This is a genomic window from Streptomyces sp. NPDC052225, assembly GCF_040679615.1.
GTDB lineage: Bacteria > Actinomycetota > Actinomycetes > Streptomycetales > Streptomycetaceae > Streptomyces.
Window position 1 is genome coordinate 59,279 of sequence record NZ_JBFAVD010000008.1, and the last position, 25,576, is coordinate 84,854.

Consider the following 25,576-nt stretch of genomic DNA (forward strand, 5'->3'; position numbering starts at 1 on the left):
GATGTAGCGACGTACGGAACTTAAGGTGAAGCGCCGGATACTGTCGCGGTCGGCAGCAGCACCCAGGAGGATGCCGTGGAGTCGTTCACGAAACTGATCACCATCGATCGGGCCAGTCCGGTCCCGCTGTACTTCCAGTTCGCCCAGCAGTTGCAGCAGCTCATCGAGTCCGGGGTGCTGCCGCCCGGCACCCGGCTGAGCAACGAGATCGCGCTCGCCGACCAGTTCGGGCTCTCCCGCCCGACCATGCGGCAGGCCATGCAGCACCTCGTCGACAAGGGCCTCCTCGCCCGCAAGCGCGGGGTGGGCACGCAGGTCGTCGCCGACCGCATCCGCCGCCAGGTCGAGCTGTCGAGCCTGTACGACGACCTGGAGCGCGACGAGCGGCGTCCGCGGACGAAGGTCCTCACCGTGGAGCCCCGCCCGGCGGACGCGGCCACGGCCGCGGCGCTGCGCGTCGAGGAGGGCGCCGACGTGCTGGCCGTCGAGCGGCTCCGGTTCGCGGACGACCAGCCGATCGCGCTGATGCGCAACCATCTGCCGCTCGGCCTGGTCGAGTTGACCGCCGAGACCCTCGCCGAGGGCGGCCTCTACCGGCTGCTGCGCCGCTCCGGCGTGAATCTGCACACGGCCGAGCAGGCGATCGGCGCCCGCGGCGCGACGACGGCAGAGGCGCGGCTCCTTGAGGAGAACCGCGGCGCCACGCTGCTGACCATGACGCGCACCGCGTACGACGACGCCGGGACGCCGGTCGAGTACGGCTCGCACGTCTACCGGGCGTCGCGCTACTCCTTCGAGATGACGGTCGCGGCCCGCTGACCCCATCAGTGCCCCCGCTTGAGCAGGGCGTCGGACAGATCCGCCGCGGCGGCGTTCAGCCGCAGCCCGATCACATCGAGCCGGCGCAGCAGTTCACGGCGGCGCAGCGTCCCGGCGTCAAGGGGCTCGCGGAACAGTGCGGCGAGCGCCTCCTGGTACTCCCGGCGCACCCGCCCGGCCGCCTTGCGGGCCGCCATCGCCTGCTCCTGCACCAGACGCGGTTCGTCCGCCAGGTGCGCGACCGCCTCGCGCAGGGCGGCGAGCCCCTCGCGCACGGCTTCGAGCGCGGGCAGGTCCGCGGGGTCGCCGGGCATGCCGAACAGGTCGGTCTCGCGCACCAGGTCCCGCAGGTTGTCCAGCACGTCGTCGACCGAGCGGGAGAACCGGTAGAGGTCCTCGCGGTCGATCGGCGTGGTCAGCGTGGTGGCCAGCTCCGCCACCAGGGCGGCGCGCTGCCCGTCCCCTTCGTGCTCCACGCCGCCCATGCCGCCCCGCGCGGCGGCGGGCGCGATGCGTCCCGCGGCCAGGTCGGCGGCGAGGTCGACTCCCTTGACGGTGGCGTCCAGTTGAGCGGTCAGCAGGTCGAGCGTGCGGCGGTGGGAACGCCCCGCGAGGTCGGCCAGCACCCGGCGTACGGACATCAGGAGACTCCTCTGAGGATCAGGCCGGCCAGCGCACCGGCGGCGAACGCGGCCGGCAGCGTCACCAGCCAGGCGGTGAGCAGCGGCACGGCGAACTGCCAGCGCACCCGCCGCCCGCCCTCACTGGCCCCCGTCCCGACCAGCCCGCCCGCGATCGACTGCGTCATGCTGACCGGTGTGCCGAGCCCCGCCGTGGACAACACCGCGGCGGACGAGGCGAGTTCGGCGGACATCACCTGCCAGGGCCGCACGCTCAGCAGCCGGCTGGTCGCGCCCCGGGCGACTTTGCGTACGCCGATGAGCGCGCCGGCGGCGAACACGGCGGCCACCATCACGTCGCCCGCCTCCCACGGCCGCGGCAGCAGTGCGTCGCCGGCGAACGCGACGGCCACGACGGCGAACATCTTCTGCGCGTCGTTGGCCGCGTAGGCCAGGCACTGGGCGGCGTACGCGGCCAGTTGAAGGCCCCGCACCACCCGCGGCATGCCCCGCATGGCGGGCAGGCGGCGGACGGCCCGGCCGATGAGCCAGCCGACCGCCGCCCCCACCAGGGGCGCCGCCGCCGCGACGGCGAGGACGAGCCCGAGACGGCCCCACGCCGGACGCTCGCCCAGGGCGAGGCCGCCCCCGGCGAGTCCGCCGAGCACGGCGAGCGTCAGCGAGGTGGGCACGCCGCGCCAGGCGAGCACGAGCACCACGGCCACCGCGGCGCCCGCGCCCGCCAGGAACACCAACCGCGCGACGGCGGGCGGCCCTTGGCCGAGCCGCCCGGTGAAGGTGCGGGCGACGGCCAGGCCGAAGAGGTGGGGCCCCGCCCCGACGGCGGTCACCAGGAGCGCGAGCACCGGGCCCGCCGACCGGCCGCGGTGCCGGACGGCGAGCGCGAGCAGCGCACCGCCGTCGTTGGCCCCGCAGATGAAGACGAAGGCGAGCGCGGTGACGCACAGCGCGATGGTCACCAACCGAGGCACCTTCCTTCATGACTTCATGCGCGGCTGTCGGCATGGGCACGGGCACGGGTCGATACGGGGACGGGTACGGGCCCGGGTCAGTAGGCCCCCGCCGCCCGCATCACGTCGGCCAGATCGACGAGCTTGTAGTTGGTGTCGGTGCGGTCGCCGTCGTCGCCGGCGGCCGGGGCGTTGTAGCCGTCCTGAGCCACGAAGAGACCGGCCGGGAAGGCGCTGCCCAGCGGCTTGTTGAAGGCCGCGATGCCGTCGGTCTCCTCGGAGCCGTCGGCCTTCGGACCCGCGGCCACGCGGAAGCCGCCGGTGAACCTGTCCTCGCGCGCGGTGTCGTAGACGGCATAGGTGTAGTCGCCCTGGCTGGACGCGACGAGGTACTGGTGTCCAGAGGGCCCGCGATACAGCGTCAGCCCTTCGACGTCGGCGACCAGATGCTCGCCTCCGTAGCCGGGATCGTCGCCGGGCACGCACTCCTCGGTCGCCGGGTCGTACACGGCGGGCACCCCGAACTCCCTGGTGCGGTCCACGAGTTGGGGCCTGTCGGAGAGGTCGGCCGGCAACTTCCAGATGCCGACGTCCTCCTGGCTGATGTACACGGTGCCCCGGGCGGGGTCCACCACGAGCCCCTCGGCCTGCGGCCCGTTCCCGGGGTCCTCGCACGGGCTCCAGTCGCCGCCCGGGGTGCGGAACGTGTCGGGCAGCGCCACCGTGCGGACATGACGGTACGTCAGCGATCCGGCGGCGGTGACGGCGACCTCGAACAGGCCCACATCCGAGGTGTGCCGGCGGCTGGCCAGCACATAGGAGCGGCCGGTGCGCGGGTCGCGCCAGGCGGCCGTGCCGTACGCGGTGAGCTGGTCGTCGACGTCGGCCTCGGTGGCGGAGAAGGCGCGCGGCACGGCCGCGTCCGTGACATCGGTCAGGGGTGCGGCCGGGCGGGTGCCGTCGATGCGGTAGAAGCGGATCCGGTCGCGCCCGCGGTCGGTGACGACGGCGACGTCGGACGTGCGGCCGTCCGGGAAGCGGACCTTGGACAGGATGTCGACGTTGTTGAAGCGACCCGGCGCCGAGCCCTCCGCGGGGGCGGCGGGGGCCGGGAGTCTCTGGATGAGCGTGCCGTCGAGCCGGTGCACGTCCAGGCCGCCCTCCTTGGCGGTGCCCAGGACCAGACTGGCGCCCGGGCGGGCGGAGTCGTACCAGATCGCGGGGTCGTCGGCGTTGGCGTTGCCGCCCTGGTCGTCGTCGTACAGCGGGGGCGTCTCGGCCTTGGCGTACACGGGCGGGACGGTCGTGTTGCCGGGCAGTGGAGCGGTGGCGGCGGTCGCCGTGGTCACGGTCAGGACCGTGGCGAGCACGGCCAGCGCGGCGGCGAGTCGGGTTGTGCTTCGCATGCTTCCTCCCTGAGAGGGCTCGGTCACCCGAAGTCGCTGCGGACCTTACATAAGTATGTATGGACAAAGAAAGAGGTGGAGCGAAAGTGGAATCCAGGTGAACGGAAGATGTCCGCGAGGTCGACTCCGCTTTGCCAATCGGTGTCATCAGAATGTCTTGACATACTGCCGAACCCGGGTCGAAGCTGGCGCCCGTCGGCCGTCGAGCCCCACCCTCTCCGGCCTCAGGACCACGCCATTCCAGCCCGGTTGACGCCGGGACACTGTGGGAGGTCAGGCATGTCACGCCACATTTCCGGAACCCCTCGCCGCCGCTTCGGCCACCATCGGCTCCTCACCGCCGCCCTCGTCGCCGGAACGCTCGGCGCCGCCGCGGCGTGCGCACCGTCGGGGCCCGACCCCGCTTCCGGCACCGAGTCGGCCGGCGCCGTGAAGCCGGTCATCGACACGAAGTTCGACCTGGACAAGCTCGTCACCGCCGCGAAGAAGGAGGGCAGTGTCACCGTCTACGACAGCACCGGCGACATCACGAAGACCGCCGCCGCCTTCACGAAGAAGTACGGGATCAAGGCGACCGGCGTGAAGAGCAAGGTCGGCGAGACCCTGGAGAAGATGACCAGGGAGAACCAGTCGGGCAACGTCACCATCGACGTGACGAACTACGAGGACGGCCCGTCCCTGGTGGGGCAGTTGCTCGCGGAGAAGACCGTCTACACCTACATCCCGGGTCCCGTCGCACAGGACCTGCCGCCCTCGGGGCAGAACCCGCTCCAGGTGCTGTCCAAGGGCAACCTGTGGGTCTACAACCCCGAGCTGTTCCCCGGCGGCTGTCCGGTGCACAGCATGTGGGACCTGACGGAGCCGAAGTGGAAAGGCAAGGTCGCCCTCCAGGACCCGCTGAGCAAGCCCAACATCGTCGAGTTCTTCAACCAGTTGAAGTCCGGCGGCGACCAGCAGCTGCGACAGGCGTACCAGGACACGTTCCACAAGGCGCTGCCCGACGGTGACTCCGCCGGCGAGGCCTGGGTCAAGGGCCTGGCCAAGAACTCCCCCATCCTCACGTCCTCCGACGACGACGCGGCCGCGGCCGTCGCGGCTCCGAACCAGAAGAAGCCGCGTATCGCGCTGGTGTCCAACGCGAAGTTCCGTGACGTGAAGGACAAGGGCTACCACATGCGCGTCTGCACGGGCCTGCGGCCGTGGGCGGGCTATCAGTACCCCAAGTACTCCGCCATCGCGACGAAGGCCGAACACCCCAACGCGGCCAAGCTGTTCGTGCACTTCATGCTGACGCAGGAGGGCATCGACACGCAGCTGGACACCGGCGGCGTCCCCGGCAACCCCGAGCTCAGCACGGGGACGTTCATGCCGGCCGGCCTGACGGACTGGGACAAGCAGCTGCTCGTCTTCGACCCGTCCAAGCTGCGCGACGACTTCGAGAACCTGCAGCCGATGCAGGACCTGTGGCGGCTCAACCACGGCTGACCACCCGCCGGCCCGTTCACGCACCGGGCCGGCCCGTACCCGGGCACGTCCTCGCACACGTAACGGAGATCGCGCATGGCTGCCGCCACCCGCTCCCCCGCCACCGCAGCGCCGCCCGCCCGAGGCGGTGAACCGCCCGGAAGCCCGCGCCATCGGCTGCGCTACCGGCTGAGCGTCCTGCGGCACGAACCGACCGTTCCGCTCGGCATCCTGCTCATCGTCGTCCTGCTCTACCTGGTCGTCGCACCGCTCGTCGCGGTGCTCTCGGACTCGGCGCACGTGCAGGCCGGTGACGAGGCGGCCTCGCATCAGGCCACGGGCTCCTTCACCGGCTACTACATGTGGCGGGTGTTCCGCTCGCCGGTGGCCCAACTCCTCTTCTGGAAGCCGCTGTTGCACACCGTCGTCGTCTCCGTCGGGGTCACGGTCGTCGCCGTGGTGCTCGGCGGGTCGACGGCCTGGCTGCTGACGCGGACGAACGTGGCGGGCCGCAAGTGGCTGTCCACCGCGCTCGTCGTGCCGTACATGCTGCCGTCGTGGACGTTCGCGCTCGCCTGGCTCGCGCTGTTCAAGAACTCGGCGTCCGGCGGGCAGATCGGCATGCTGGAGGCGTGGGGTGTGCACACGCCGAACTGGCTCGCGTACGGCCAGGTGCCCATCATCATCTGCCTGGGCCTGCACTACTACCCGTTCGTGCTGCTGCTCTTCGGCAACGCGCTGCGGCGCCTGGACAGCCAACTGGAGGACTCCGCACGGATTCTGGGCGCGAGCCGGGCCACGGTCGCGCGCCGGATCACGCTGCCGCTGATGCTGCCCTCGCTGTCGTCGTCGGTGCTCCTGGTCTTCGGCCGGATCCTCGGCACGTTCGGCACGCCGTACATCCTGGGCCTGCCGGTCAACTACGACCTGCTGTCCACCTCGCTGTTCCGGTCGGTCAACAGCCACCAGCGCGGGGTCACCGCGGTGCTCGCCGGCGTCATCGTGGTCGTCGGGGTGCTTGCCATCGTCGTCGACACCCGGCTCGCCCGGGAGGCCAAACGGTTCGTGACCGTCGGCGGCAAGGGCGCGATGGACCGGGTCAGCCCCCTCGGGCGGTGGCGGTGGCCGGCCTTCGGTGCCGCGCTCGCCGTCTTCGCCGTCGGGGTCGTGATCCCGGTCGCGAGCCTGGCGCTGTCCACGGTCACCAAGACGCCCGGCGTCTTCCACAAGGACAACTTCACCCTCAAGTACTGGATCGCCGACCACCTCGGCGGCGCCCCCGGATTCCCCCACGGGGTGCTGCGCGGCGGCCAGTTGTACGAGGCCGCGTGGAACAGCCTGCGCATCGTCGGACTCGCCGCGCTCATCTGCGGGATCGTCGGGCTGCTCATCGGGTACGTGGTGGTGCGGGCGGGCGGCAGCCGGATCGGCACGGTCCTTCGCCAGATCAGCTTCCTGCCCTACATGGTGCCGGGCATCGCGTTCGCCGCCGCGTTCCTGTCCTTGTTCGCGGTGCGCCGCGGCCCGGTGCCCGCCCTGTACGGGTCGGTCACGCTCCTTGTGATCGTGCTGGCGGTCACGCATCTCCCGTACGCCTCGCGCTCCGGCATCAGCGCCATGACGCAGCTCGGCCGCGAGCCGGAGGAGGCCGCGCAGGTGTCGGGGGCGGGCTGGTTCACCCGGCTTCGGAAGATCATCATCCCGATCCAGCGGGGCGCCCTGGTCACGGGGGTGATCCTGCCGTTCATCTCGGGTCTGAAGGAGCTGAGCATCGTCATCATGCTCACCACGTCCGGCACCGAGCTGCTCACCACCTTGTCGATCAACCTCGTCGACTACGCCTACGACCAGATGGCCAACGCGGTGGTGCTGGTCATCGCCCTGGTCTCCTTCCTCGCCACCTACCTCACCCAGCGGCTGACCAGGACGAACCTCTCGTCCGGACTCGGAGGCTGACACTCATGCCGACCATCACGCTCACGTCGGTGCGCAAGAGCTACGGCTCCGGGCCGCCCGCCGTCGACAACCTCGACCTGGAGATCCCGTCGGGCTCCTTCACCTGTCTGCTCGGCCCCTCCGGCTGCGGCAAGACCACGACCCTGCGCATGATCTCGGGGCTCGAGTCGCTGAACGCCGGGACGATCACCGTCGGCGGCCGGATCATGGACTCCACGCGCGACGGTGTCTTCGTGCCGCCGGAGAAGCGCGGCATGGGCCTGGTCTTCCAGAACTACGCGCTGTGGCCGCACCTGACCGTCGCCAAGAACGTCGAGTTCGGCCTGAAGGTGCGCAAGGTCAAGTCGGCCGAGCGGGCCGAACGCACTGCCGCCGCACTGACGATGATGCAGATCGACTGGGCCGCCGACCGCTACCCGGCCCAGCTCTCCGGCGGCCAGCAGCAGCGCGTCTCGCTGGCCCGCATGCTCGCCGTCAGCCCCGACGTGCTGCTGCTCGACGAGCCGCTGTCCAACCTCGACGCCCAGCTGCGCCTGGACATGCGCGCCGAGTTGAAGCGGATCCACGACGAGACGGGCCACACCATCGTCTTCGTCACCCACGACCAGCTGGAGGCCATGACCATGGCCACCCACGTGGTCGTCATGAAGAAGGGTGTCGTCCAGCAGATGGCACCGCCCATGGAGGTCTACTCCCGGCCCGCCAACACGTTCGTGGCCCGCTTCGTGGGAAGTCCGCCGATGAACCTCGTCGACAGCGGCGAGGTCTTCGCCGCGGCGCGCGACCGCGTGGCCGCCGAATACCCGCACCTGGCAACGGAGTTGACGACCGTCGGTCTGCGCCCCGAGGCGATACGCACCGTGCCCTCGCACGAGTCGGCGCCGCCGGAGTGCCTCGTCTTCGAGGCCACCGTGAAGGCCGCCCTGCCCACCGGTTCCAGCTGGACGGTCCTGGTGGAGGCCGGGGGCACCGAGCTGTACCTGGTGGCGTACGGCGATGTGCGCGCCCACCCGGGGACGACGGTGCGCTTCGCCGTCCGCCTCACCGACCTGCACCTGTTCGACGAGGCGGGCGACCGGCTTCCCGACCACGCCGGCACGCGCGAGAACGCGAACGAGATCGCGAACGTGAACGACGAGACCGAGGAGAACACCGCCACATGGGCGAGCTGACCCGACCCACCGCTCTGCTCCTCGACTTCGGCGGCGTCGTCGTGGCGACCACCAACCGGCCTTCGTGGGCAGGGGAGTTGGCCGCGGAGCTGTACGACGCGCTGACGGCCGCCGGATGTCACGAGCTGTCCGCGGAGCACATCGAGGCGGACCTGAGGGCCGCCTCCGCCGCGGACGCGCACTGGAAGAACGCGATGAGCCGCCCGGCCGCGCCGCGCGAGATGACGTACCACCGCTTCTGGACCGAGTTCGTCGCCGCCGACTGGCCGGACGCCGCGCTCGCCTGGGTGACCGCGCACGCGCAGCCGCTGTGCCACCGGATCGGGCAGCTCAAGCAGGACCGGGCGAACCGGCCCGGCACGGGCGAACTCCTGGACACCTGCGAGGAGTTCGGCATCCGCGTCGGCATCGTGTCGAACGCGCTGGCCGGTTCGGTGCACCGTGACCACATGGCGGCGTGCGGCCTCGACAAGCGGGTGGCCGTGCAGGTCTACAGCGACGAGGTCGGCGTCCGCAAACCCAACCCTGAGCTGATCAGGATCGCCGCCCGCGCCCTGGCCGCCGAACCGGCCGACTGCTGGTACGTGGGCGACAACTACGACCGCGACGTGCTGTGCGGCCGCCGCGCCGGGGTCGGCGCCACCGTCCTCATGGAGGCCCGCGGCACGTACGACCGGCCCTACGTCGTGCAGGCCGAGCCGGACGCGGTGGTGGCCGATCCGCACGCCCTGCGCGCACTGCTGCTCGGCGCGGCGGCCCGGTGATCGCCCCGCCGCGCGCCCTGCTCCTCGACCACGGCGGGGTGCTGGTGCGGTCGGTCCAACACCCGGAGCGGATGCGGGACTTCGCCGGGCGGGTGCTGGCCCTGCTCGGGCCCGGCGCGGGCCTCGACCACGACACCGTGCTCGCCGACATCGCCGCCGGGCGGGCCGCGTACCGCGCCTGGAAGAACGGTCTCGTGCGCACCGGGGAACCCCGCGAGATCCGGCACCGGGAGCTGTGGGAGGACTTCATCGCCGCCGACTGGCCGACGGCGGCCCGCGCCCTGGTCGGCGCGGAGGCCGTACCGCTGTGCCGTGAGCTGATCCTCGCCGAGAGCGACAAGACACTCGCGCCCGGCATGCCGGAGACGTTGCGGCTGGCCCGCGCGCACGGGGTGCGCACCGGCGTCGTCTCCAACACGCTGCTCGGTTCCCTCAACCGGGACATGGCCGAACGCCTGGGCACCGCCCCCTGCTTGGACGTGCAGGTGTACTCGGACGAGATCGGGCTGCGCAAACCGGCCGCCGACACGATCCGCCTGGCGGCGCGTGCGCTGTCGGTCGACCCGGCCGACTGCTGGTACGTGGGCGACAACTACGACCGCGACGTGCTGTGCGGCCGCCGCGCCGGCGTCGGCGTCACCGTCCTGATGCGCCCGGCCGGCCGGCGCGATCCCGCGGCCCGGCCCCGGCCGGACGTCGCGGTCGCCGACGGTCACGGGCTGTACGAGCTGCTGCGCGCCGCACTGACGACGAAGGAGAGCACCGCCGCATGAACGAACTCGACGATCTTTCCACCCACTTGAGGGAGGTCGCCACCGAGGCGGCGCTCGCCGTGGCGCCCGATCTGCTCGCGGCCTTCCGCGGCGCGATGGACGTGGACTTCAAACGGGACGAGCACGACCCCGTCACCGTGCACGACCGGCGCGCGGAGGAGCGGATCCGCGAGGTGCTGCTGCACCGCGTCCCGGGCAGCACCGTCGTCGGCGAGGAGGGCGGTCGCAGGGACGGCTCCGGGCGGATCGCCTGGTACGTCGACCCGATCGACGGCACCGCCAACTTCGCCCGGGGGCTGGCCTTCTTCTGCACCTCGGTCGGCGCCACGGTCGACGGGGAGCCGGTGGCCGGGGCGATCGTCGATCCGGTCGCCGGGCATGTCTTCACCGCCGACACGGGCGGCTCCCGGCTCGGCGGCGAACGGCTCGCGCCCGCCGGAGTGCGCGACGAGGCCAGGGGCCTGCTCATCACCAGCTTCCCCACCAGCCGCGAACTGGCCCGCAGCGACCCCGAGACGCTGCGGCGCTTCGGTGAACTCGTCGCCCGGTACGGCACCGTGCGCCGCACCGGGAGCGCCGCGCTGACGCTCGCGCACGTCGCGGCGGGCTGGTGCGACGCGGCGCTCGGCACCTCGGTGAACGCGTGGGACATCTGCGCGGCCCGGGTGCTGGTGCGCGGCTCCGGCGCCGTGTACACCGCCTTCGCGGGAAACGGGGACGGGAGCGGCGACGACGGGGGCGCGGGCGGCTGGGACCAGCGCGGATATCTGGCCCACACCGCGCGCCTGAACCCCGTCGTCGTACGGGAGTTCGTCGACTGGTACGAGTCCGGGCTCTCCCGGAGCGCCGCATGAAGGCCGCCACCGGCACGGGTCTGCGCTACCCGTGGATCGTCACCGACCTCGACGGCACGCTCGTCGGCCGCGACCTGGAGATCGTGCCGCGCAGTGCGCTGGCCCTGCGCCGCTTCCAGGACCTCGGCGGCACCGTCGTCATCGCCACCGGCCGCAACGAGGTCTCGGCCGGCCGCTACCACCGCGCGCTCGGTCTCACCACCCCGATGATCGTGTACAACGGCGCCCGGATCGTCGACCCGGTCTCGGGCACCCGGCTGCTCGACCTGGACCTGGGCGCCGCCTGGCGGCCGCTGTGCGAGGGCCTGTTGCCGCGGTTGCCGGAGGGCGTCGGGGCGGTGGCCTTCGCCGGTGAGGACGCCCATGTCCTGCGGGCCGCACCGGCGCTGGCGGCGTACGCGGGGCGGGACCGGATCACGTTGCTGGACAGTCCCGCACCCCGCACCCCGGCGAAGGTGATGCTGATCGCCGACCGCCCGGGTCTCGGCCCCCTGGCCGAACTCGCCGCGCAGCACTGCCCCACGGCCCGCCTCGTGCAGTCGGAGGACACCTACCTGGAGCTCCTGCCGGCCGACGCGGGCAAGGAGCAGGCGCTGCGCCGGCTCGCCGAGCACGCGGGCCTCTCCCTGGACCGGATCGCAGCGATCGGCGACAACCCGAACGACACCGGCATGGTCCGCGCGGCCGGCCTGGGCGCGGCGGTCGGCGACGGGCACAAGGACGTGCGGGCCGCGGCCGACGTGGTGGTGGGCCCGTGCGCGCTCGGCGCGGTCGCGGACCTCGTGGACCGCGTCATCGCGGACCGGGATGTCGTGGGCCGGGACGTCGTGGGCCGGCCCCGATGATCCTCACCGTCCTCGGCTCCTCGGGGTCGGCGCCGGGCCCCGGCAACCCGTGTTCCGGCTACCTGGTCGAGCACGCAGGCCACCGGCTGCTGCTCGACCTCGGCACCGGGGCGTTCGGGGCCCTCCTCGGCCACGTACGCCCCGCCCTCGTCGACACGGTGGTGATCACCCACCGGCACGCCGACCACTCCGCGGACCTGGCGGTGCTCGCCTACGCCCTGGAGAAGCTGGGCGGCCGCACGGAACCGGTCCGGGTGATCGCGCCGGCCGGCGTAGGGGAACGGGTGGGGCGGACGTCCGTGCTGGCCTTCGAGGAGGCCGGGGCCGGCGGCCTGGCGTGCGGCCCGTTCCGGGTGCGGCTCGCCCGGGTGCGGCACTCGGTCGAGACGTACGCCGTGCGCGTCGAGGACGAGCGGGGCTCACTGACGTACACCGGCGACTCGGGCCCGTGCCGGGAACTGGCCGAACTCGCCCATGGCAGCGGGGTACTGCTCGCCGAGGCGGCCCTCGGCCCCGGCGACGGGCCCGGTGTGCCGGCCGTCCGCTGGGACGCGGACCACACCGCCCCCGCGCCCCACCATCTGACCGCGCACCAGGCGGGCGACCTCGCCGCGAGGGCCGGCGCCGGGCTGCTGGCGCTGACGCATGTGCGCCCCTGGGACGACCCCGTCGCCTCGCTGGCGGCGGCGCGCTTCCCGGGACCGGTGGTCCTGGCGTCGCCGGGACTGCGCCTGACCCCTCCCGCGGAGACGCGATGAACCACGACGGCACCTCCCTGGCCCATCTCGCGGTGGCGTTCGCCCTGTGCACGGTCATCGGCACGGAGCGCGAGTACCGGCAGAAGTCGGCGGGCCTGCGCACCCACGTCCTGGTCGGCCTGGGCTCCGCCCTTTTCATGCTCGTGTCGAAGTACGGCTTCTCGGACATGCTCGGCCTGTCCGGGGTGGCGCTCGACCCGTCACGGGTGGCGGCGCAGATCGTGTCCGGCATCGGCTTCATCGGCGGCGGGCTCATCTTCGTACGCCGCGACGCGGTACGGGGGCTGACGACCGCGGCCAGTGTCTGGCTGTCGGCGTCCATCGGCGCCGCCGCGGGCGCGGGGCTGCTGGAGCTGGCCTGCGCCGTGACGGCCGCGTATCTGCTGGTCGCGTTCGTCTTTCCGGTGCTCGCCCGGCGGTTGCCGCGGTCGCCGGCGGACTCGGTGCTGCTGCGGGTCGGTTGTCGCGACGGGCGCGGGCTGCTGGGCGAGATCGTCCAGGAGTGCACCGACGCGGGGTTCCACGTGTCGGGGTTGCGGTCGGCGGAGGGCGGGGACGCGCGGGCCGGCGTGACATTGGCGCTTTCGGGGAAGGGCCTGCGGGACGAACTGGTCCCGCGCCTGTCGCGCCGGGACGGCATCACGGAGGTGACCTTCCTGGAGGACGAGGCGGACTGAGCGGTGCCGCCGGCCTTGCGCGCACCACGCACGAGAGATTCATGAGTCAGTATGTAAGGACAATAGGTTGACAGGGTATTGCAGCGAAGTGCAGGCTCGCATCACGCGGGCGGGACACCGCCCCGCCCGCATCACCGAAGGAGGCAGGCCGTGACCACACCCCTTGCCCGGCGCGTCGCCGGAGCGCCGATCTCCTGGGGGGTCTGCGAGGTCCCGGGCTGGGGCCACCAGCTCGCCCCGGATCTGGTACTGCGCCAGATGCGTGAAGTCGGTCTCAGGGCAACGGAGTTCGGGCCCGAGGGTTTTCTCCCCGACGCCCCGGCCGAGAAGGCGGCGACGCTCGCGTCGTACGGCCTCGAAGCGGTCGGGCAGTTCGTCCCCGCCGTCCTCCACGACCCGGGCCACGACCCGCTCCCCCAGGTCGAGGCGGCCGTCGCCGGTCTCGTCGCCGCCGACGCGGGCACGGTCGTCGTCGCGGCCGCCACCGGGTCCGACGGCTACGACGCGCGCCCCGCGCTCGACACCGCGGGCTGGGCGTCGCTCCTGGCCAACCTCGACCGGATCTCCGCCGTCGCCGCCGACGCCGGACTCGTCGCGACCCTCCACCCGCACGTCGGGACGATGGTCGAGTCCGGCGAGGAGACACGGCGCGTCCTCGACGGATCGGGCATCGGACTCTGCCTGGACACGGGCCATCTGCTCATCGGCGGCGCGGACCCGGTCGCCCTCGCGGCAGAGCACCCCGAGCGGGTCGCCCACGTCCACCTCAAGGACGTACGCCTCGATCTGTGCGAGCGGGTGCGGTCCGGGCGGACGAGCTACACGGAGGCGGTCGCCGCCGGGATGTACGTGCCGCTGGGCGCCGGGGACATCGACATCGCCGCGATCGTCGGGCTTCTTGAGAACGCCGGGTACGACGGGTGGTACGTGCTCGAACAGGACACCGTGCTGACGTCCGCGCCGGACACGGGCGCAGGACCCGCCGACGACGTGCGCGCCTCCGTCGCCCACCTCCTCTCCCTCGCCCCCGCCGCGAAGGGCTGAGCCATGGCCCACGACCTCGTCGCCCTCGGGCGCACCGGCGTCGACATCTACCCGCTCGACCACGGCGTCGGCCTCGAACAGGTGCGTACGTTCGAGAAGTTCCTCGGCGGGAGCGCCACGAACGTCGCCGTCGCGGCCGCGCGTCACGGCCGCACCGCCGCGCTCGTCTCGCGGGTCGGCCAGGACCCCTTCGGCTGTTACGTGCGGCAGGAGGCGGAGCGGCTCGGCGTGGACCCGGCCCACATCACCGCGCTCACCGCACCGGGCGGGCCGCCGACCCCGGTGACCTTCTGCGAGGTCTTCCCGCCCGACGACTTCCCGCTCTACTTCTACCGGCACGGCGGCGCGCCCGATCTGCTGATCGAGCCCGCAGACCTGCCGCTCGACGACATCCGGGACGCGGCGGTCTTCTGGGCGACGGTGACGGGCCTGTCGGCCGAGCCGAGCCGGGCCGCGCACTTCGCCGCCTGGCGGGCCCGCGCCCGGCGCCCCCACACCGTCCTCGACCTGGACTACCGGCCGATGTTCTGGAGCGGCCCCGACGAGGCCGCGCGCCAGGTGGAGCGGGCCCTCGGCCACGTCACCGTCGCCGTCGGCAACCGGCAGGAGTGCGAGGTCGCCGTGGGCGAGACGGAACCGGGGCGGGCGGCCGACGCGCTGCTCGACCGCGGACTCGAACTCGCCGTCGTCAAACGGGGGCCCGAGGGGGTGCTCGCGGCCACCCGCGACGAGCGGGTGGAGGTCCCGCCGTTCCCGGTCGAGGTCGTCAACGGCCTCGGTGCGGGGGACGCGTTCGGCGGCGCCCTCGTGCACGGGCTGCTCAGCGGCTGGGACCTGCGCGAGGTCGTCGAGTTCGCCAACGTCGCGGGCGCGCTCGTGGCCGCACGTCTCGCCTGTTCCACCGCCATGCCGACCACGTCGGAGGTGGAGGCGGCCCTCGCCTCCCCGCCGACGGCCCAGCACCTGGGGACCGCATGATCGACGCCGCACGACTCACCGAGATCCGGGCCCGCGAGCCCGAACTCATCGGACGCGCCTGGCAGAAGCGTTCCCGGCGCCCGCTGACCGGGGACGACGGCCGGCTCCTGATCGTCGCCGCCGACCACCCGGCCCGCGGCGCCCTCGGAGTGCGGGACGACGGCGCGGCCATGGCCAGCCGCACCGGGCTCCTGGACCGTCTGGCGACGGCACTGTCCCGGCCGGGCGTCGACGGCGTGCTCGGCACCCCGGACCTCCTCGACGACCTGGTCCTCATGGGCGCCCTTGAGGACCGGATCGCCATCGGCTCGATGAACCGGGGCGGGCTTCAGGGGTCCGTCTTCGAGCTCGACGACCGGTTCACCGCGTACACCGCCGAGGCCGTCGCCGCCCAGGGGCTCGACGGGGGCAAGGCGCTGGCCCGCATCTGCCTCGACGATCCCGGGAGTCTGCGCACCCTGGAGTCGACGGCGGCCGCGGTCACCAGCCTCGCCGAGCACAGCCTGATGGCCATGATCGAACCGTTTCTGACGGTACGTCAGGACGGCCGGGCGCGTAATCTCCTCGACCCCGACAGCGTCATCAGGTCGATCCACATCGCGAGCGGGCTCGGCGCGAGCAGCGCCTACACCTGGCTGAAGCTGCCGGTCGTCGACCAGCTCGACCGCGTCCTGGACGCGACGACCCTGCCGACGCTGCTGCTCGGCGGCGACCCGCAGGGCGACCCGCACGACACGTACGCGGCCTGGGGCGCCGCCCTCACCCTCCCCGCGGTACGCGGCCTGGTCGTCGGGCGCACCCTCCTCTACCCGCCCGGCGGCGACGTCGCCGCGGCCGTCGACATCGCGGCCGGTCTCGTGCACGGGAGCGTCCGGTGAGGAAGAACATGAACGCACCCCGGGCCACGACGGTCCGGCTGACCGTGGCGCAGGCCCTCGTGAGGTTCCTCGCCGCCCAGCGCACCGAACGCGACGGCGAGCACCGGCGGATGTTCGCGGGGGTCCTCGGCATCTTCGGGCACGGGAACGTCGCGGGCCTCGGCCAGGCCCTGCTCCAGGCGGAACGGGAGGGACCGGGGCCGGAGGGCGGCGGACTCCCCTACGTCCTGGCCCGCAACGAACAGGCCATGGTGCACACGGCAGTTGCCTACGCGCGGCACCAGGACCGCCTGGAGACCTGGGCCTGCACCGCCTCCATCGGCCCCGGTTCCACCAATATGCTGACCGGCGCCGCGCTCGCCACGATCAACCGCGTCCCGGTGCTGCTGCTCCCCGCCGACACCTTCGCCACCCGCCGCAGCGCGCCCGTCCTCCAGGAGCTGGAACAGCCCGGCGCCGCCGACATCTCCGTCAACGACGCCTTCCGCCCCCTGTGCCGGTTCTTCGACCGGGTCAGCCGCCCCGAGCAACTGCCGTCCGCCCTCCTGGGCGCCATGCGGGTGCTCACCGACCCGGTCGAGACGGGGGCGGCGACGATCGCGCTGCCGCAGGACGTGCAGGCCGAGGCGTACGACTGGCCCGCCGAACTGTTCGCCGAGCGGGTCTGGCACATCGCCCGGCCGCCCGCGGAGGCGGCGCGCGTCGCCGCCGCGGCCGCGTTGCTCCGCTCTGCGCGGCGTCCGCTGATCGTCGCGGGCGGCGGCGTCCACCACTCCGGCGCGGAGGCGGCCCTGACCGCGCTGGCGGAGGCGACCGGCATCCCCGTAGGCGAGACGCAAGCGGGGAAGGGCTCACTGCCGCACGGGCATCCGCGGTTGATGGGCGGGGTGGGTTCGACCGGCACGACCGCGGCGAACGCGCTGGCGCGGGACGCCGATGTCGTCGTCGGTGTCGGCACCCGCTGGAGCGATTTCACGACCGCGTCGCGAACTGCCTTCCAGGATCCGGGAGTTCGCTTCGTCAATCTCAACATCGCCGGCTTCGACGCGGGCAAGCACGCGGGCCTGTCCGTCGTGGCCGACGCCCGCGAGGCGCTCACCGCGCTGACGACGGCGCTGCGCGGCCACCGCGTACCGGCCGAGCACGAGGAACGGCAGTCCCGGCTCTGGCAGCAGTGGAACCGACAGGTGGAGGAGACGTACCACCCACCGGCCTCGGTGACGGACCGGCTGGCCGACGGCGTCCTCACCCAGGGCACGGTGCTCGGCTGCGTCAACGAGCTGGCCGACCCGCGTGACGTCGTCCTCTGCGCGGCCGGTTCCATGCCCGGCGACCTGCACAAGCTGTGGCGCGTGCGCGACCGCAAGGCGTACCACGTCGAGTACGGCTACTCCTGCATGGGTTACGAGATCCCGGCCGCGCTCGGCGTCCGGTTCGCCGACGACACCCGGGACGTGTTCGCCATGGTCGGCGACGGCGGCTATCTGATGATGCCCACCGAACTGGCCACCGCGGTCCAGGAACGGGTCAAGATCATCGTGGTGCTCGTCCAGAACCACGGCTTCCACTCGATCGGCGCGCTGTCGGAGTCCCTCGGCTCCCAGCGGTTCGGTACGCGCTACCGCTACCGCACCGCCGACGGACACCTCGACGGGCCCCCGCTCCCCACCGACCTGGCCGCCAACGCCCGCAGCCTGGGCGCCCATGTCATCGAGGTGCGCTCGCGCGGCGCGCTGGAGAAGGCCATCGCCGAGGCCAGGTCGCGGCCGGCCGACAGCGGCCCCGTCGTCATCCACGTCGAGACCGACCCGGCGGTCTCCGCGCCGGACAGCGGCAGTTGGTGGGACGTACCGGTGAGTGAGGTCGCCACGCTCGACTCGACGCGCGCGGCTCACGCGGTCCACACCGACCGGCGCAGGGCCCAGCGTCCCCTCCTCGCACCGCCGCCGGGCGGAGCGTCGTGATGCCCGGCGGCGGCTGAGGGGTCGCTCAGCGTTGCAGCGTCAGGACGCCCGGCCGGTACGGCAGCGCGTCGTAGGGGGCGTCCGAGTTCGGGGACTTGCCCTGGTAGAGGAGTTGCAGGTGGCACGGATCGACGGTCATCGTCTGGTCCGGGTTGGAGCGGATGAGGTCGCCGTGGCTGATGTCGTTGGTCCAGGTCGCCCCGCTGTTGGCCTTGCCCGCGAAGGGGTTGGACTCGGTGGCGGCCTGCGGGGTCCACGTGCCGTTCAGGGATGTCGCCGTGAACGAGCGGAAGTAGCGGTTCTCGTGCGCGCCCCGCGCCTCGACGATCATCAGGTACTGGTTCTGGCCCTGGACCTTGTAGACCTGCGGCGCCTCGAAGAGGTTCTTCACCGTGTCGGACATGACCGTGGTGTACGTCGAGCCGAAGTTGCCGGGGAAGTTCCCGATCGGCATGGACGCCCGGTAGATCTTGCCGTTGTCACCGGCGAAGAACAGGTACATGTTCTGGTCGTCGCCGATCAGCGTCTGGTCGATCGGTCCGGTGCCGGCGTCGGGCAGCTTGCCGGTGAACAGGGCCTGCGGCGCGGACCAGCCGTTGGGGTTGGTCGGGTCGCTCGACGTGCGGTAGCTGAAGGGCGAGGCGCCCCGCTGGTAGGTGAGGACCCAGATCTTCTTCGGCGCGAAGTAGAAGAGGGTGGGCGCGACCGCGTTCTGGCTCATCCTGGTCTGCGTGGCCTTGCCCATGTCCGACCAGTTGGTGAACGGCGCGAACGCCATCGAACCGTACGCGGTGCCGGTCGACATCGACCCGTAGACCAGGTGCTTGCCGTTGTACGTGACGTGCGTGAAGTCCTTCAGCGAGGCCCAGCCGTTCGAGGGCTGCGCGAGGGCGCCGGTCGAGCTCCACTTGTACGAGGACGGCAGCGCGCAGGTGCCGCCGGCCGACCCGGTGGGGGCGGACCACTTCTGGTTGTCGGCGTTGGCGCAGGTGTAGAGCTGGATCTTGGTGTCGTTGGAGGTGCCCGCACCGACCGCGTCGAGGCACTTGCCCGACTGCACCCCGCTGATCGTGCCGCCCGAGTTGACGTTCCACTGCTGGTTGGCGCCGCCGTTGCAGTCGTGGATGACGACTTCGGTGCCGTTCGTCGTGCCCTTCGCCTTCGCGTCGAGGCACTTGTTGCCGAACACCTTCAGCTGCTTGCCCGCGGTGTACGTCCAGCTCTGATTGGGCTGCCCCGAGCAGTCGTACAACTGCACCCGCGTGTTGTCGGCGGTCGAGGCGCCCACGACATCGAGGCAGCGGCCGGACGCCACGCCCTTGATCTGTCCGGTGCCGGCGCCCGGATCGGCCTGCGTGGTGCCCGAGTGGGCGTTGAACGCGTCCTTGACGGCGGTGTACGCGGGCTTGGCCTTGCCGCTGCTGTCGAAGAGCAGCGGCTTCTCGTCCGCGCGCCACGAGTCGCTGTCCCGTACGCCCCACACCGTGATCCCGGTGCAACGCGCCACCGCCAGACAGGCCTTGACCGCGGTCGAGTAGTGCGTGGCGGACGCCTGCGCGATGTCCAGCTCGGTGATCTGGACGTCGACGCCGAGCGCGGCGAAGTTGGCGAGGGTGGTCCTGAAGCTCGCGGGCGGGCCGCCGGCCCCGAAGTGGCTCTGGAAGCCGACGCAGTCGATCGGGACGCCGCGCGCCTTGAAGTCCTTCACCAGGCGGTAGACGCCCTGGGTCTTGGCCGCCGACCAGTCCTCGATGTTGTAGTCGTTGTAGCAGAGCTTGGCGGCCGGGTCGGCGGCGCGAGCGGTGCGGAACGCCTCCTCGATGAAGCCGCTGCCGAGCACCTTCTTGAACACCGAGTCGCGCAGCGCGCCGCTGCCACCGTCCTCGAAGGCCTCGTTGACGACGTCCCAGGCGTAGATCTTGCCCTTGTAGTGGCCCATCGTCGTCTTGATGTGGTTGTTCATGACGCCGCGCAGCGTGGTCGGGTCGCCGATCGCCTTGACCCAGTCGGGGAGCTGCGAGTGCCAGACCGTGGTGTGCCCGCGCAGCCGCTGCCCGTGCGCCAGGGCACGGTTCACGATCTTGTCGGCGGCCGCGAACCGGAAGGTACCGCGGGACGGTTCGGTCGCGTCCCACTTCATCTCGTTCTCGGGGGTGACCATGTTGAACTCCCGGTCGGCGATCGACGTGTACGTCGAGTCGCTCAGCCGCCCGGCGGCCAGCGCGGTACCGAAGTACCGCCCGGAGGGGGACGCCTCGGTGCCGAGGCCCGCGGCTCCGGCGGAGTTGGGGATGAGCGTCACGACACCGGCCACCAGCGCGGAGGCGGCGACGCCGATCGTCAGGGTCCGCCGAGGCCGGCGGCGAAGCCGGTGCAGGCCCTTGCGGGGTTCGTCCGTGTGTCTGGTCATGGGGGTGACTTTCTTCAGGGGACAGAACAGCGTGGGTGCGCCGTGGAGGGCGCCCTGAAGAGGAGGCCGGGGCGGGTGGGACCGCGTAACGAAAAAAGTCCGTGCCCGCGCGGTGACGAATCTCGCAGCCGGAAAACGTTATGCGGCGCTCAGGTCGCGGGACCGCGCACGAGGAAGGACGCCTGGCCGGTGAAGGTCCGGGTGCCGTTGGAGCCGTCGAGGCGGATGCCGCCGTCGCGCGGGCGCAGGGCGGAGCCCGGGTAGTTGTGCGCGCGCAGGGTCACGGACCCGTCGACCGTCCCGGGGCGCGGGCAGAAGGTGGCGTCCTCCCGGAACAGCCGACTGCCGTCGTCGGAGCTGAGCCGCAGCCGCAGGTAGTGGTGGCGCAGATAGCGGCCGTCGGCGGCCCGGAAGGTGACGCACCGGCTGTCGGCGAGCCCCTTGACGACGGTGAAGGTGCCCCGCCGCCGCGCCTGCTCGCCACGGCCGAGCACCGCGAAGTCCCCCGCGTAGGTGAGGAATTGGCCGGGCTGGTCCACGGACTCCAGCGTCCGCGCGCCCAGCGGGACGACGGCCGGGAGCGCGGACGGGCTGACGGGGGGCGCCGACGTGCGCGAGGGGGCCGGCGCCGACGTGTCCGCCGTGGGCGCTGCCGTGACACCGGGCGTCCGGTGCTCCGGCTCGGGCCAGGCCAGGTACGTGGCGGTCCCCGTGGCGAGGACCGCGCCGGTGGCGAGCATCGCCACCGGATGGGCGGTGACCGCGTGGAGCTTGCCGAGCAGGGCGCCGCCTCCCGTCCCCGCACTCGTCGCGGTCGCGGTCGCGGCCATGGCCGTACCCGAGAGCAGGCCCTTCGCTGTCAGTGCGGCGAGCAGCGCGGCAGGAACGGCGAGCGGCGCGACGCCGAGCAGCAGCATCTCGGCGGGCACCCGCTCGGTCGCCGTCGCCGTGCACAGCGCACAGTCGCGGGTGTGCCGGGCGATCCGCTTGCGCCACACCGGGGCGGGAACCCCGTCCCAGCCGGCGACGGTCCCGCTCAGCCCCGGACAGCGCGGGTCGGCGGCCAGCGCGGCGACGATGGTCCGGCTCAGTTCGAGCTGCTCGCGCATGCGCTGCACCCGTACGCCGGTGTGGGCGACGCTCAGCCCCGTCGCGTCGGCGATGTCCTGCCGGGTCAGCAGCCCGGCGCACTCCTGCCACCACAGCGAGAGCAGCACCCGGTGGTCCGCGTCCAGCCAGCGCGCCGCCTCGACCGCTTGGCCCCGCTCGTCGGACAGGCGCAGCCGCAGGATCGTCGCGTCCTCGAGCGGGGCGCCGGCGTCGGGCACCGGGAGCGCCTCGTCGATGAGCGCCGTCCGGTCCTCATGGGTGCGCTGCCGCTGCCAGTACGTGGTGATCTGCCGCAGCGTGATCGACACGAGCCAGGACCGGAAACTCTCCGGGGTACGCAGGGCGGGCAGGTCGCGCACCGCGCGCAGCAGGGTCTCCTGCACGACGTCGTCGACGTCGGCATGACCGCTCAGCGCGCGTCCGACGATGTTGTACAACAACGGCAGATACGCACAGACCAGCTCCTCGCGCGCTCGCGCGTCACCGCCTTGCGCCGCGACGACCAGCCGCGCGTGATCCGCGTCCATGAGTACCGTGCCCGCCTCTTGAGGGAGAGATCCGCCGAGTGAGGCGGCATACCTTAGCGGCGGCGAACGGCTCGTCCGCGACCGCCCCTCACCCCTTGGCCATCGCCACGAGGTCGGCGTAGCGGATCACGGAGCCGCCCGCGCCCCAGGTGCCGTCGGGCTGTTCGTGGACGAGGACCCATACCCGCAGGGCGTCGTCCGGGCCGAGACCGGCGGCGGCCAGGACGGTCTTCGTCGCGTCCTCGACGAGCCCGGCCTTGCGCCGCTCGGACAGGGCCTCCCCGCCGACCCGGACACCGACCAGGTCTGCCGCCTGGACGGCTACCTCGTCCTCCAGCCGCACGCCTGAGCCGGCACTCACCATGAAGCCCCGCCCACCCGGCGGGGCTTCGTCGTTCCCGCATCGTCGCAGGTCAGCCGCTCCGTCTAGGAAAGATCCTTCCCATGGTGGCCCAACCGCCCCGGCTGCGCATGCAGGCCGCCGACCACCCCACCGACCCCCGACTCACCGCCCTGGTCGGGGAGTTGTCGGTCGCCGACGCCCAGTTCCGTCAGTGGCGGGCGGGCGACCCCGACCAGCAGCTCATCACCTGGTCGGCGCCCTTCAGAGGTCAGTTGAGCGGGTCGAGGAAGGTCAGTTCCGAGGCGTCCTCCTCGATCAGCGGGGCGAGCGCGGCGTTGAACGGGCCGCCGTAGGGCGCCTGGAGGTGCGCCTGGAAGGCCGCCTCGTCCCGGTACACCTCGAAGATCCAGTAGGCGCGGGGCCGGGCCGCCTTGGTGTAGACGTCGAAGGCGAGGTTGCCGTCCTCCTCGCGGACCTCCTTGGCGTACTCCGTGATCAGACGGGCGACGTCGGCCTCCGCGCCCTCGCGTGCGGTGAACTCGGCGAGCAGGGTCTTGGGCATGTCGGGCATGTCGAGGTGTCCTGTCGGTGTGGTCGGGTCAGTCACGGTAGGAGCCGAGGTGCCGGATGCGGGCCTGGTCGAGGCGCGCCGAGCCGTTCTCGGCGAAGACCTGGACCCCTTGGCTCGCCGGGCCGGGGAAGATCTGGTCGGTGATGACGGCGTCGCCCCGGCCGCCGAAGACCTCGACGGACGACCAGTCGACGAGGATCCGCAGCTTGATCCTGCCGTTCTCCGGCTTGAGCGGTGCGCGCTGGACGCCGGGGAAGGCGGCGCTGAAGTCCGCGGCACCGGAGTGCCTGCGGTCGACGTACATCTCCTGTGTGGTGGTGTCGTAGCCGATGACGGTCTCCTCGCCGTCGGCGCCGGTGCGCACCTTCAGGCCGAAGCGGTCCGCGTCCTGCACGGAGAACGTCGCCTCGATGTCGAGGGCCTTCCCGGCCGCCGCCGGCCCGCCCAGGGGCTGTGACGTGTCGGTCACCGTGACGCCGTCCGCCGTCACCGCGGATCCCTGCCGCAGGGACGCGAGACCGGCGACCGGTTCGCTGGTGAGCCGGAGCCTGCCGTCGACGGTGCGCAGGGCCATCCGCCGGGGCACGCTCTGTGCGCCGCGCCAGGGAGAGGTGGGGATGGCGCCGCCGTACTCCCAGTCGTTCATCCAGCCGATCATGTAGCGCTCGTCGCCCGGTGCGTCCTCCCAGGAGACGGCCGCGTAGTAGTCCTTGCCGTGGTCGGCCCAATCGGCGCGCTGGACAAGGGACTTGGCGGGTGCGGACGCGGTGGTGAACCGGTCGGCCATGATGTGGCCCCAGCCGGCGGTGTTGTTGTCGACGACCTGGATCCGCGCCTGCTCGCCCGCGTAGGGCCGCAGGTCGAAGGAGGCCCAGTCCAGGGTCTCGCTGTCGGCGCCGGTGGCGCTGGCGACCACCTTGCCGTCGACGAGGAGATTGACGGCCGTCTCGCGGGAGACGGGCTCGGCTCGGGTGTCCGAGAGGACGATGTGGTCGACGTTGAGATGGCCCCAGCCGCCGGTGTTCGCGTCGACGATCCTGAGCCGGGCCTTCTTTCCTGCGAGGTCCTTGACGTCCCAGGAGGCCCAGTTGAGTGCCTCGTCGTCGCTGCCGGTGGCGGTGCGGACCGGCTTGCCGTCGACGAGGAGTTGGATCGCGGTCGGGTCGGCGGCGCCTGCCGGGTGGTTGCCGCCGCCGATGAGGAAGTCGACGTAGTCCTTGTCGAGGGTGAACTCGGGTGAGGTGAGCGTTCCGGTCGCGGCGTCACCGCCGAGGAACGTGTTGACCAGGCCGACGCCGAGCCAGCCGCTGACCGGCAGTTGGCCGGGCAGGGTGCCGGGGGCGGGCGCGGTGCCGAACGCGTCGCCGGTCGCCGTCCAGTCGCCGTACGTACCGCCCTCGAAATCGGCGAGGACCGTGCCGTCGGGCGCGGGCCCGCGCTCCAGCACGGTGCCGTCCTTGTGGGAGTGTTTGCCGCCGCCCACCGTGAAGTTGAGGTAGCGGCTGTCGACCGTGAACGGCTGCGAGGTGAGGGTGCCGGTCGCGGAGTCGCCGCCGTGGAAACTGTTCGCGAACCCCTTGCCGTCATACCCCGTGACCTCGCCCTGGCCCTCCAGCGCTCCGGTCGCGGGGGCCGCGCCGAATGCCGTGCCCGCGGCCGTCCACGTACCGAAGTCGGCGCCTTCGAAGTCCTGCACGACCGTGCCGGCGGGCGGGGTGTAGCTGCCCTTGTCCTCGGCGGTGAACTTCGTCCCGTCGAAGTCTCCTACGAAGTACTGCGCGCCCGAACCCCCGGCGATTCCACCGGGGTTGATGTTGACGACCAGGACCCACTTGATCTTCTTCTTGTCGCCGTCGACCGGGAGTGGGAACAGGTCGGGGCACTCCCACACGCCGCCCGTCGCACCGGCAGGACCGAACTCGCTGAGCTGCTTCCAGTCCTTGAGGTTCTTCGACGAGTAGAAGCGCACCTTGTGCTCGGCGGACAGCGAGACAGTCATCAGCCAGCTCTTGGTCGGCGCGTACCACTGCACCTTCGGGTCGCGGAAGTCCTTCGAGCCGATGTCGATGACGGGATTTCCCCGGTACTTGGTCCAGGTGCGGCCCCGGTCGGTGCTGTACGCGAGCGACTGCGCCTGCACGCCGGTCGCCTTGTCGAGGCTGGTGTAGACCGCCACCATGGGCGGGTTCGTCCTCGTGCCGAAGCCGGTGGTGTTGTCCCGGTCGACGACCGCGCTGCCGGAGAACACCATCTCCTTGTCGTCGTGCGACAGGGCGAGCGGCAGCTCCTTCCAGTGCACGAGGTCCGTGCTCACCGCGTGGCCCCAGGACATGTCGCCCCAGGAGTTGCCGTTCGGGTTGTACTGGTAGAAGAGGTGGTACTCGCCCTTGTAGTACACGAGGCCGTTGGGGTCGTTCATCCAGTTCTTCTGCGGGGTGAAGTGGAACTGGGGTCGGTACGTCTCGGAGTACGCCGGCGCGTCAAGTGCCGCGGCGTGAGGGGCCAGTGGGGTCGCGGAGAGGGCGCATACGGTCACGGTCGCCGCGATCAGCCGTCTGCGGGCATGCCGGACTGGACGTACAGGGCTCATGAGGTCTCCTGCGCGAACTGGGTCGGAAGAAGGTCTGAAAGGGATCGGGAGAGGGCCGGAAGGCCATCGGGAGGGGATCAGG

The 25,576-nt window shown here is 72.1% G+C and carries 21 protein-coding genes and 2 pseudogenes; 15 read left to right on the forward strand and 8 right to left on the reverse strand.

Going from position 1 to position 25,576, the window contains the following annotated elements:
* Positions 1-75 precede the first annotated feature (75 nt).
* Positions 76-819 carry a GntR family transcriptional regulator gene (locus tag AB0L37_RS14600; protein ID WP_365504350.1) on the forward strand — a complete coding sequence of 248 codons (744 nt, stop codon included), beginning with the start codon at positions 76-78 and terminating at the stop codon, positions 817-819.
* 5 nt (positions 820-824) lie between these two features.
* On the opposite strand, the gene AB0L37_RS14605 is transcribed toward AB0L37_RS14600, so the two are convergent.
* The 3 genes from AB0L37_RS14605 to AB0L37_RS14615 all read right to left on the reverse strand — a co-directional run bounded on the left by AB0L37_RS14605 (position 825) and on the right by AB0L37_RS14615 (position 3,816).
* Positions 825-1,460, reverse strand: a complete 636-nt coding sequence (locus tag AB0L37_RS14605; RefSeq protein ID WP_365504352.1) for a DUF47 family protein — start codon at positions 1,458-1,460, stop codon at positions 825-827.
* The gene (locus tag AB0L37_RS14610; protein ID WP_365504354.1) at positions 1,460-2,419 is read right to left on the reverse strand and encodes an inorganic phosphate transporter; all 960 of its coding nucleotides are present in this window, start codon (positions 2,417-2,419) and stop codon (positions 1,460-1,462) included. Before AB0L37_RS14610 ends, AB0L37_RS14605 begins: the two co-directional genes overlap by 1 nt.
* A gap of 89 nt (positions 2,420-2,508) precedes the next feature.
* Complete coding sequence (locus tag AB0L37_RS14615) at positions 2,509-3,816, reverse strand: phytase (RefSeq protein ID WP_365504356.1); 1,308 nt, start codon at positions 3,814-3,816, stop codon at positions 2,509-2,511.
* Between the two features lie 279 nt (positions 3,817-4,095).
* Between AB0L37_RS14615 and AB0L37_RS14620 the strand changes: the two genes are divergently transcribed.
* The 13 genes from AB0L37_RS14620 to iolD all read left to right on the forward strand — a co-directional run bounded on the left by AB0L37_RS14620 (position 4,096) and on the right by iolD (position 17,943).
* A complete protein-coding gene (locus tag AB0L37_RS14620) occupies positions 4,096-5,301 on the forward strand; it encodes an ABC transporter substrate-binding protein (RefSeq protein WP_365504358.1) in 1,206 nt (401 codons plus the stop codon).
* Between the two features lie 75 nt (positions 5,302-5,376).
* Positions 5,377-7,236: an iron ABC transporter permease gene (locus AB0L37_RS14625; protein WP_365504361.1), complete on the forward strand. Its 1,860-nt coding sequence runs from the start codon at positions 5,377-5,379 to the stop codon at positions 7,234-7,236.
* Between the two features lie 5 nt (positions 7,237-7,241).
* On the forward strand, positions 7,242-8,408 hold the full coding sequence (locus tag AB0L37_RS14630; protein ID WP_365504363.1) for an ABC transporter ATP-binding protein: 1,167 nt from the start codon (positions 7,242-7,244) through the stop codon (positions 8,406-8,408).
* A complete protein-coding gene (locus AB0L37_RS14635) occupies positions 8,396-9,172 on the forward strand; it encodes an HAD-IA family hydrolase (protein WP_365504365.1) in 777 nt (258 codons plus the stop codon). Before AB0L37_RS14630 ends, AB0L37_RS14635 begins: the two co-directional genes overlap by 13 nt.
* A complete protein-coding gene (locus AB0L37_RS14640; RefSeq protein ID WP_365504367.1) occupies positions 9,169-9,945 on the forward strand; it encodes an HAD family hydrolase in 777 nt (258 codons plus the stop codon). Before AB0L37_RS14635 ends, AB0L37_RS14640 begins: the two co-directional genes overlap by 4 nt.
* The gene (locus AB0L37_RS14645) at positions 9,942-10,799 is read left to right on the forward strand and encodes an inositol monophosphatase family protein (RefSeq protein WP_365504369.1); all 858 of its coding nucleotides are present in this window, start codon (positions 9,942-9,944) and stop codon (positions 10,797-10,799) included. The genes AB0L37_RS14640 and AB0L37_RS14645 overlap by 4 nt, the downstream gene beginning before the upstream one ends.
* Entirely contained in the window at positions 10,796-11,644 is an 849-nt protein-coding gene (locus tag AB0L37_RS14650; RefSeq protein WP_365504371.1) for an HAD hydrolase family protein, read from the forward strand. The genes AB0L37_RS14645 and AB0L37_RS14650 overlap by 4 nt, the downstream gene beginning before the upstream one ends.
* On the forward strand, positions 11,641-12,402 hold the full coding sequence (locus AB0L37_RS14655; protein WP_365504373.1) for an MBL fold metallo-hydrolase: 762 nt from the start codon (positions 11,641-11,643) through the stop codon (positions 12,400-12,402). The genes AB0L37_RS14650 and AB0L37_RS14655 overlap by 4 nt, the downstream gene beginning before the upstream one ends.
* On the forward strand, positions 12,399-13,079 hold the full coding sequence (locus tag AB0L37_RS14660) for an MgtC/SapB family protein (RefSeq protein WP_365504375.1): 681 nt from the start codon (positions 12,399-12,401) through the stop codon (positions 13,077-13,079). Before AB0L37_RS14655 ends, AB0L37_RS14660 begins: the two co-directional genes overlap by 4 nt.
* A 150-nt stretch (positions 13,080-13,229) precedes the next feature.
* On the forward strand, positions 13,230-14,123 hold the full coding sequence (locus tag AB0L37_RS14665; RefSeq protein WP_365504377.1) for a TIM barrel protein: 894 nt from the start codon (positions 13,230-13,232) through the stop codon (positions 14,121-14,123).
* Between the two features lie 3 nt (positions 14,124-14,126).
* Entirely contained in the window at positions 14,127-15,101 is a 975-nt protein-coding gene (iolC, locus tag AB0L37_RS14670) for a 5-dehydro-2-deoxygluconokinase (RefSeq protein WP_365504379.1), read from the forward strand.
* Positions 15,098-15,979, forward strand: a complete 882-nt coding sequence (locus AB0L37_RS14675; RefSeq protein ID WP_365504381.1) for a deoxyribose-phosphate aldolase — start codon at positions 15,098-15,100, stop codon at positions 15,977-15,979. Before iolC ends, AB0L37_RS14675 begins: the two co-directional genes overlap by 4 nt.
* A gap of 8 nt (positions 15,980-15,987) precedes the next feature.
* Positions 15,988-17,943 carry a 3D-(3,5/4)-trihydroxycyclohexane-1,2-dione acylhydrolase (decyclizing) gene (gene iolD, locus AB0L37_RS14680; RefSeq protein WP_365504383.1) on the forward strand — a complete coding sequence of 652 codons (1,956 nt, stop codon included), beginning with the start codon at positions 15,988-15,990 and terminating at the stop codon, positions 17,941-17,943.
* A 25-nt stretch (positions 17,944-17,968) separates the two neighbouring features.
* Here the strand turns inward: iolD and AB0L37_RS14685 are convergent, their stop codons facing one another.
* The 3 genes and pseudogenes from AB0L37_RS14685 to AB0L37_RS14695 all read right to left on the reverse strand — a co-directional run.
* A complete protein-coding gene (locus AB0L37_RS14685; RefSeq protein ID WP_365504385.1) occupies positions 17,969-20,353 on the reverse strand; it encodes a non-reducing end alpha-L-arabinofuranosidase family hydrolase in 2,385 nt (794 codons plus the stop codon).
* A gap of 149 nt (positions 20,354-20,502) precedes the next feature.
* A complete protein-coding gene (locus tag AB0L37_RS14690) occupies positions 20,503-21,990 on the reverse strand; it encodes a sigma-70 family RNA polymerase sigma factor (RefSeq protein WP_365504387.1) in 1,488 nt (495 codons plus the stop codon).
* 88 nt (positions 21,991-22,078) lie between these two features.
* Positions 22,079-22,267: pseudogene (locus AB0L37_RS14695) on the reverse strand (tautomerase family protein); the annotation flags it as partial.
* A 188-nt stretch (positions 22,268-22,455) separates the two neighbouring features.
* Between AB0L37_RS14695 and AB0L37_RS14700 the strand changes: the two are divergent.
* A pseudogene (locus AB0L37_RS14700) lies at positions 22,456-22,554 on the forward strand (transcriptional regulator); the annotation flags it as partial.
* A gap of 47 nt (positions 22,555-22,601) precedes the next feature.
* Here AB0L37_RS14700 and AB0L37_RS14705 read toward each other — a convergent pair.
* Both AB0L37_RS14705 and AB0L37_RS14710 read right to left on the reverse strand, forming a co-directional pair.
* On the reverse strand, positions 22,602-22,895 hold the full coding sequence (locus AB0L37_RS14705) for an antibiotic biosynthesis monooxygenase family protein (RefSeq protein ID WP_365504658.1): 294 nt from the start codon (positions 22,893-22,895) through the stop codon (positions 22,602-22,604).
* Between the two features lie 37 nt (positions 22,896-22,932).
* Complete coding sequence (locus AB0L37_RS14710; RefSeq protein ID WP_365504389.1) at positions 22,933-25,494, reverse strand: GH32 C-terminal domain-containing protein; 2,562 nt, start codon at positions 25,492-25,494, stop codon at positions 22,933-22,935.
* Positions 25,495-25,576: the final 82 nt, after the last annotated feature.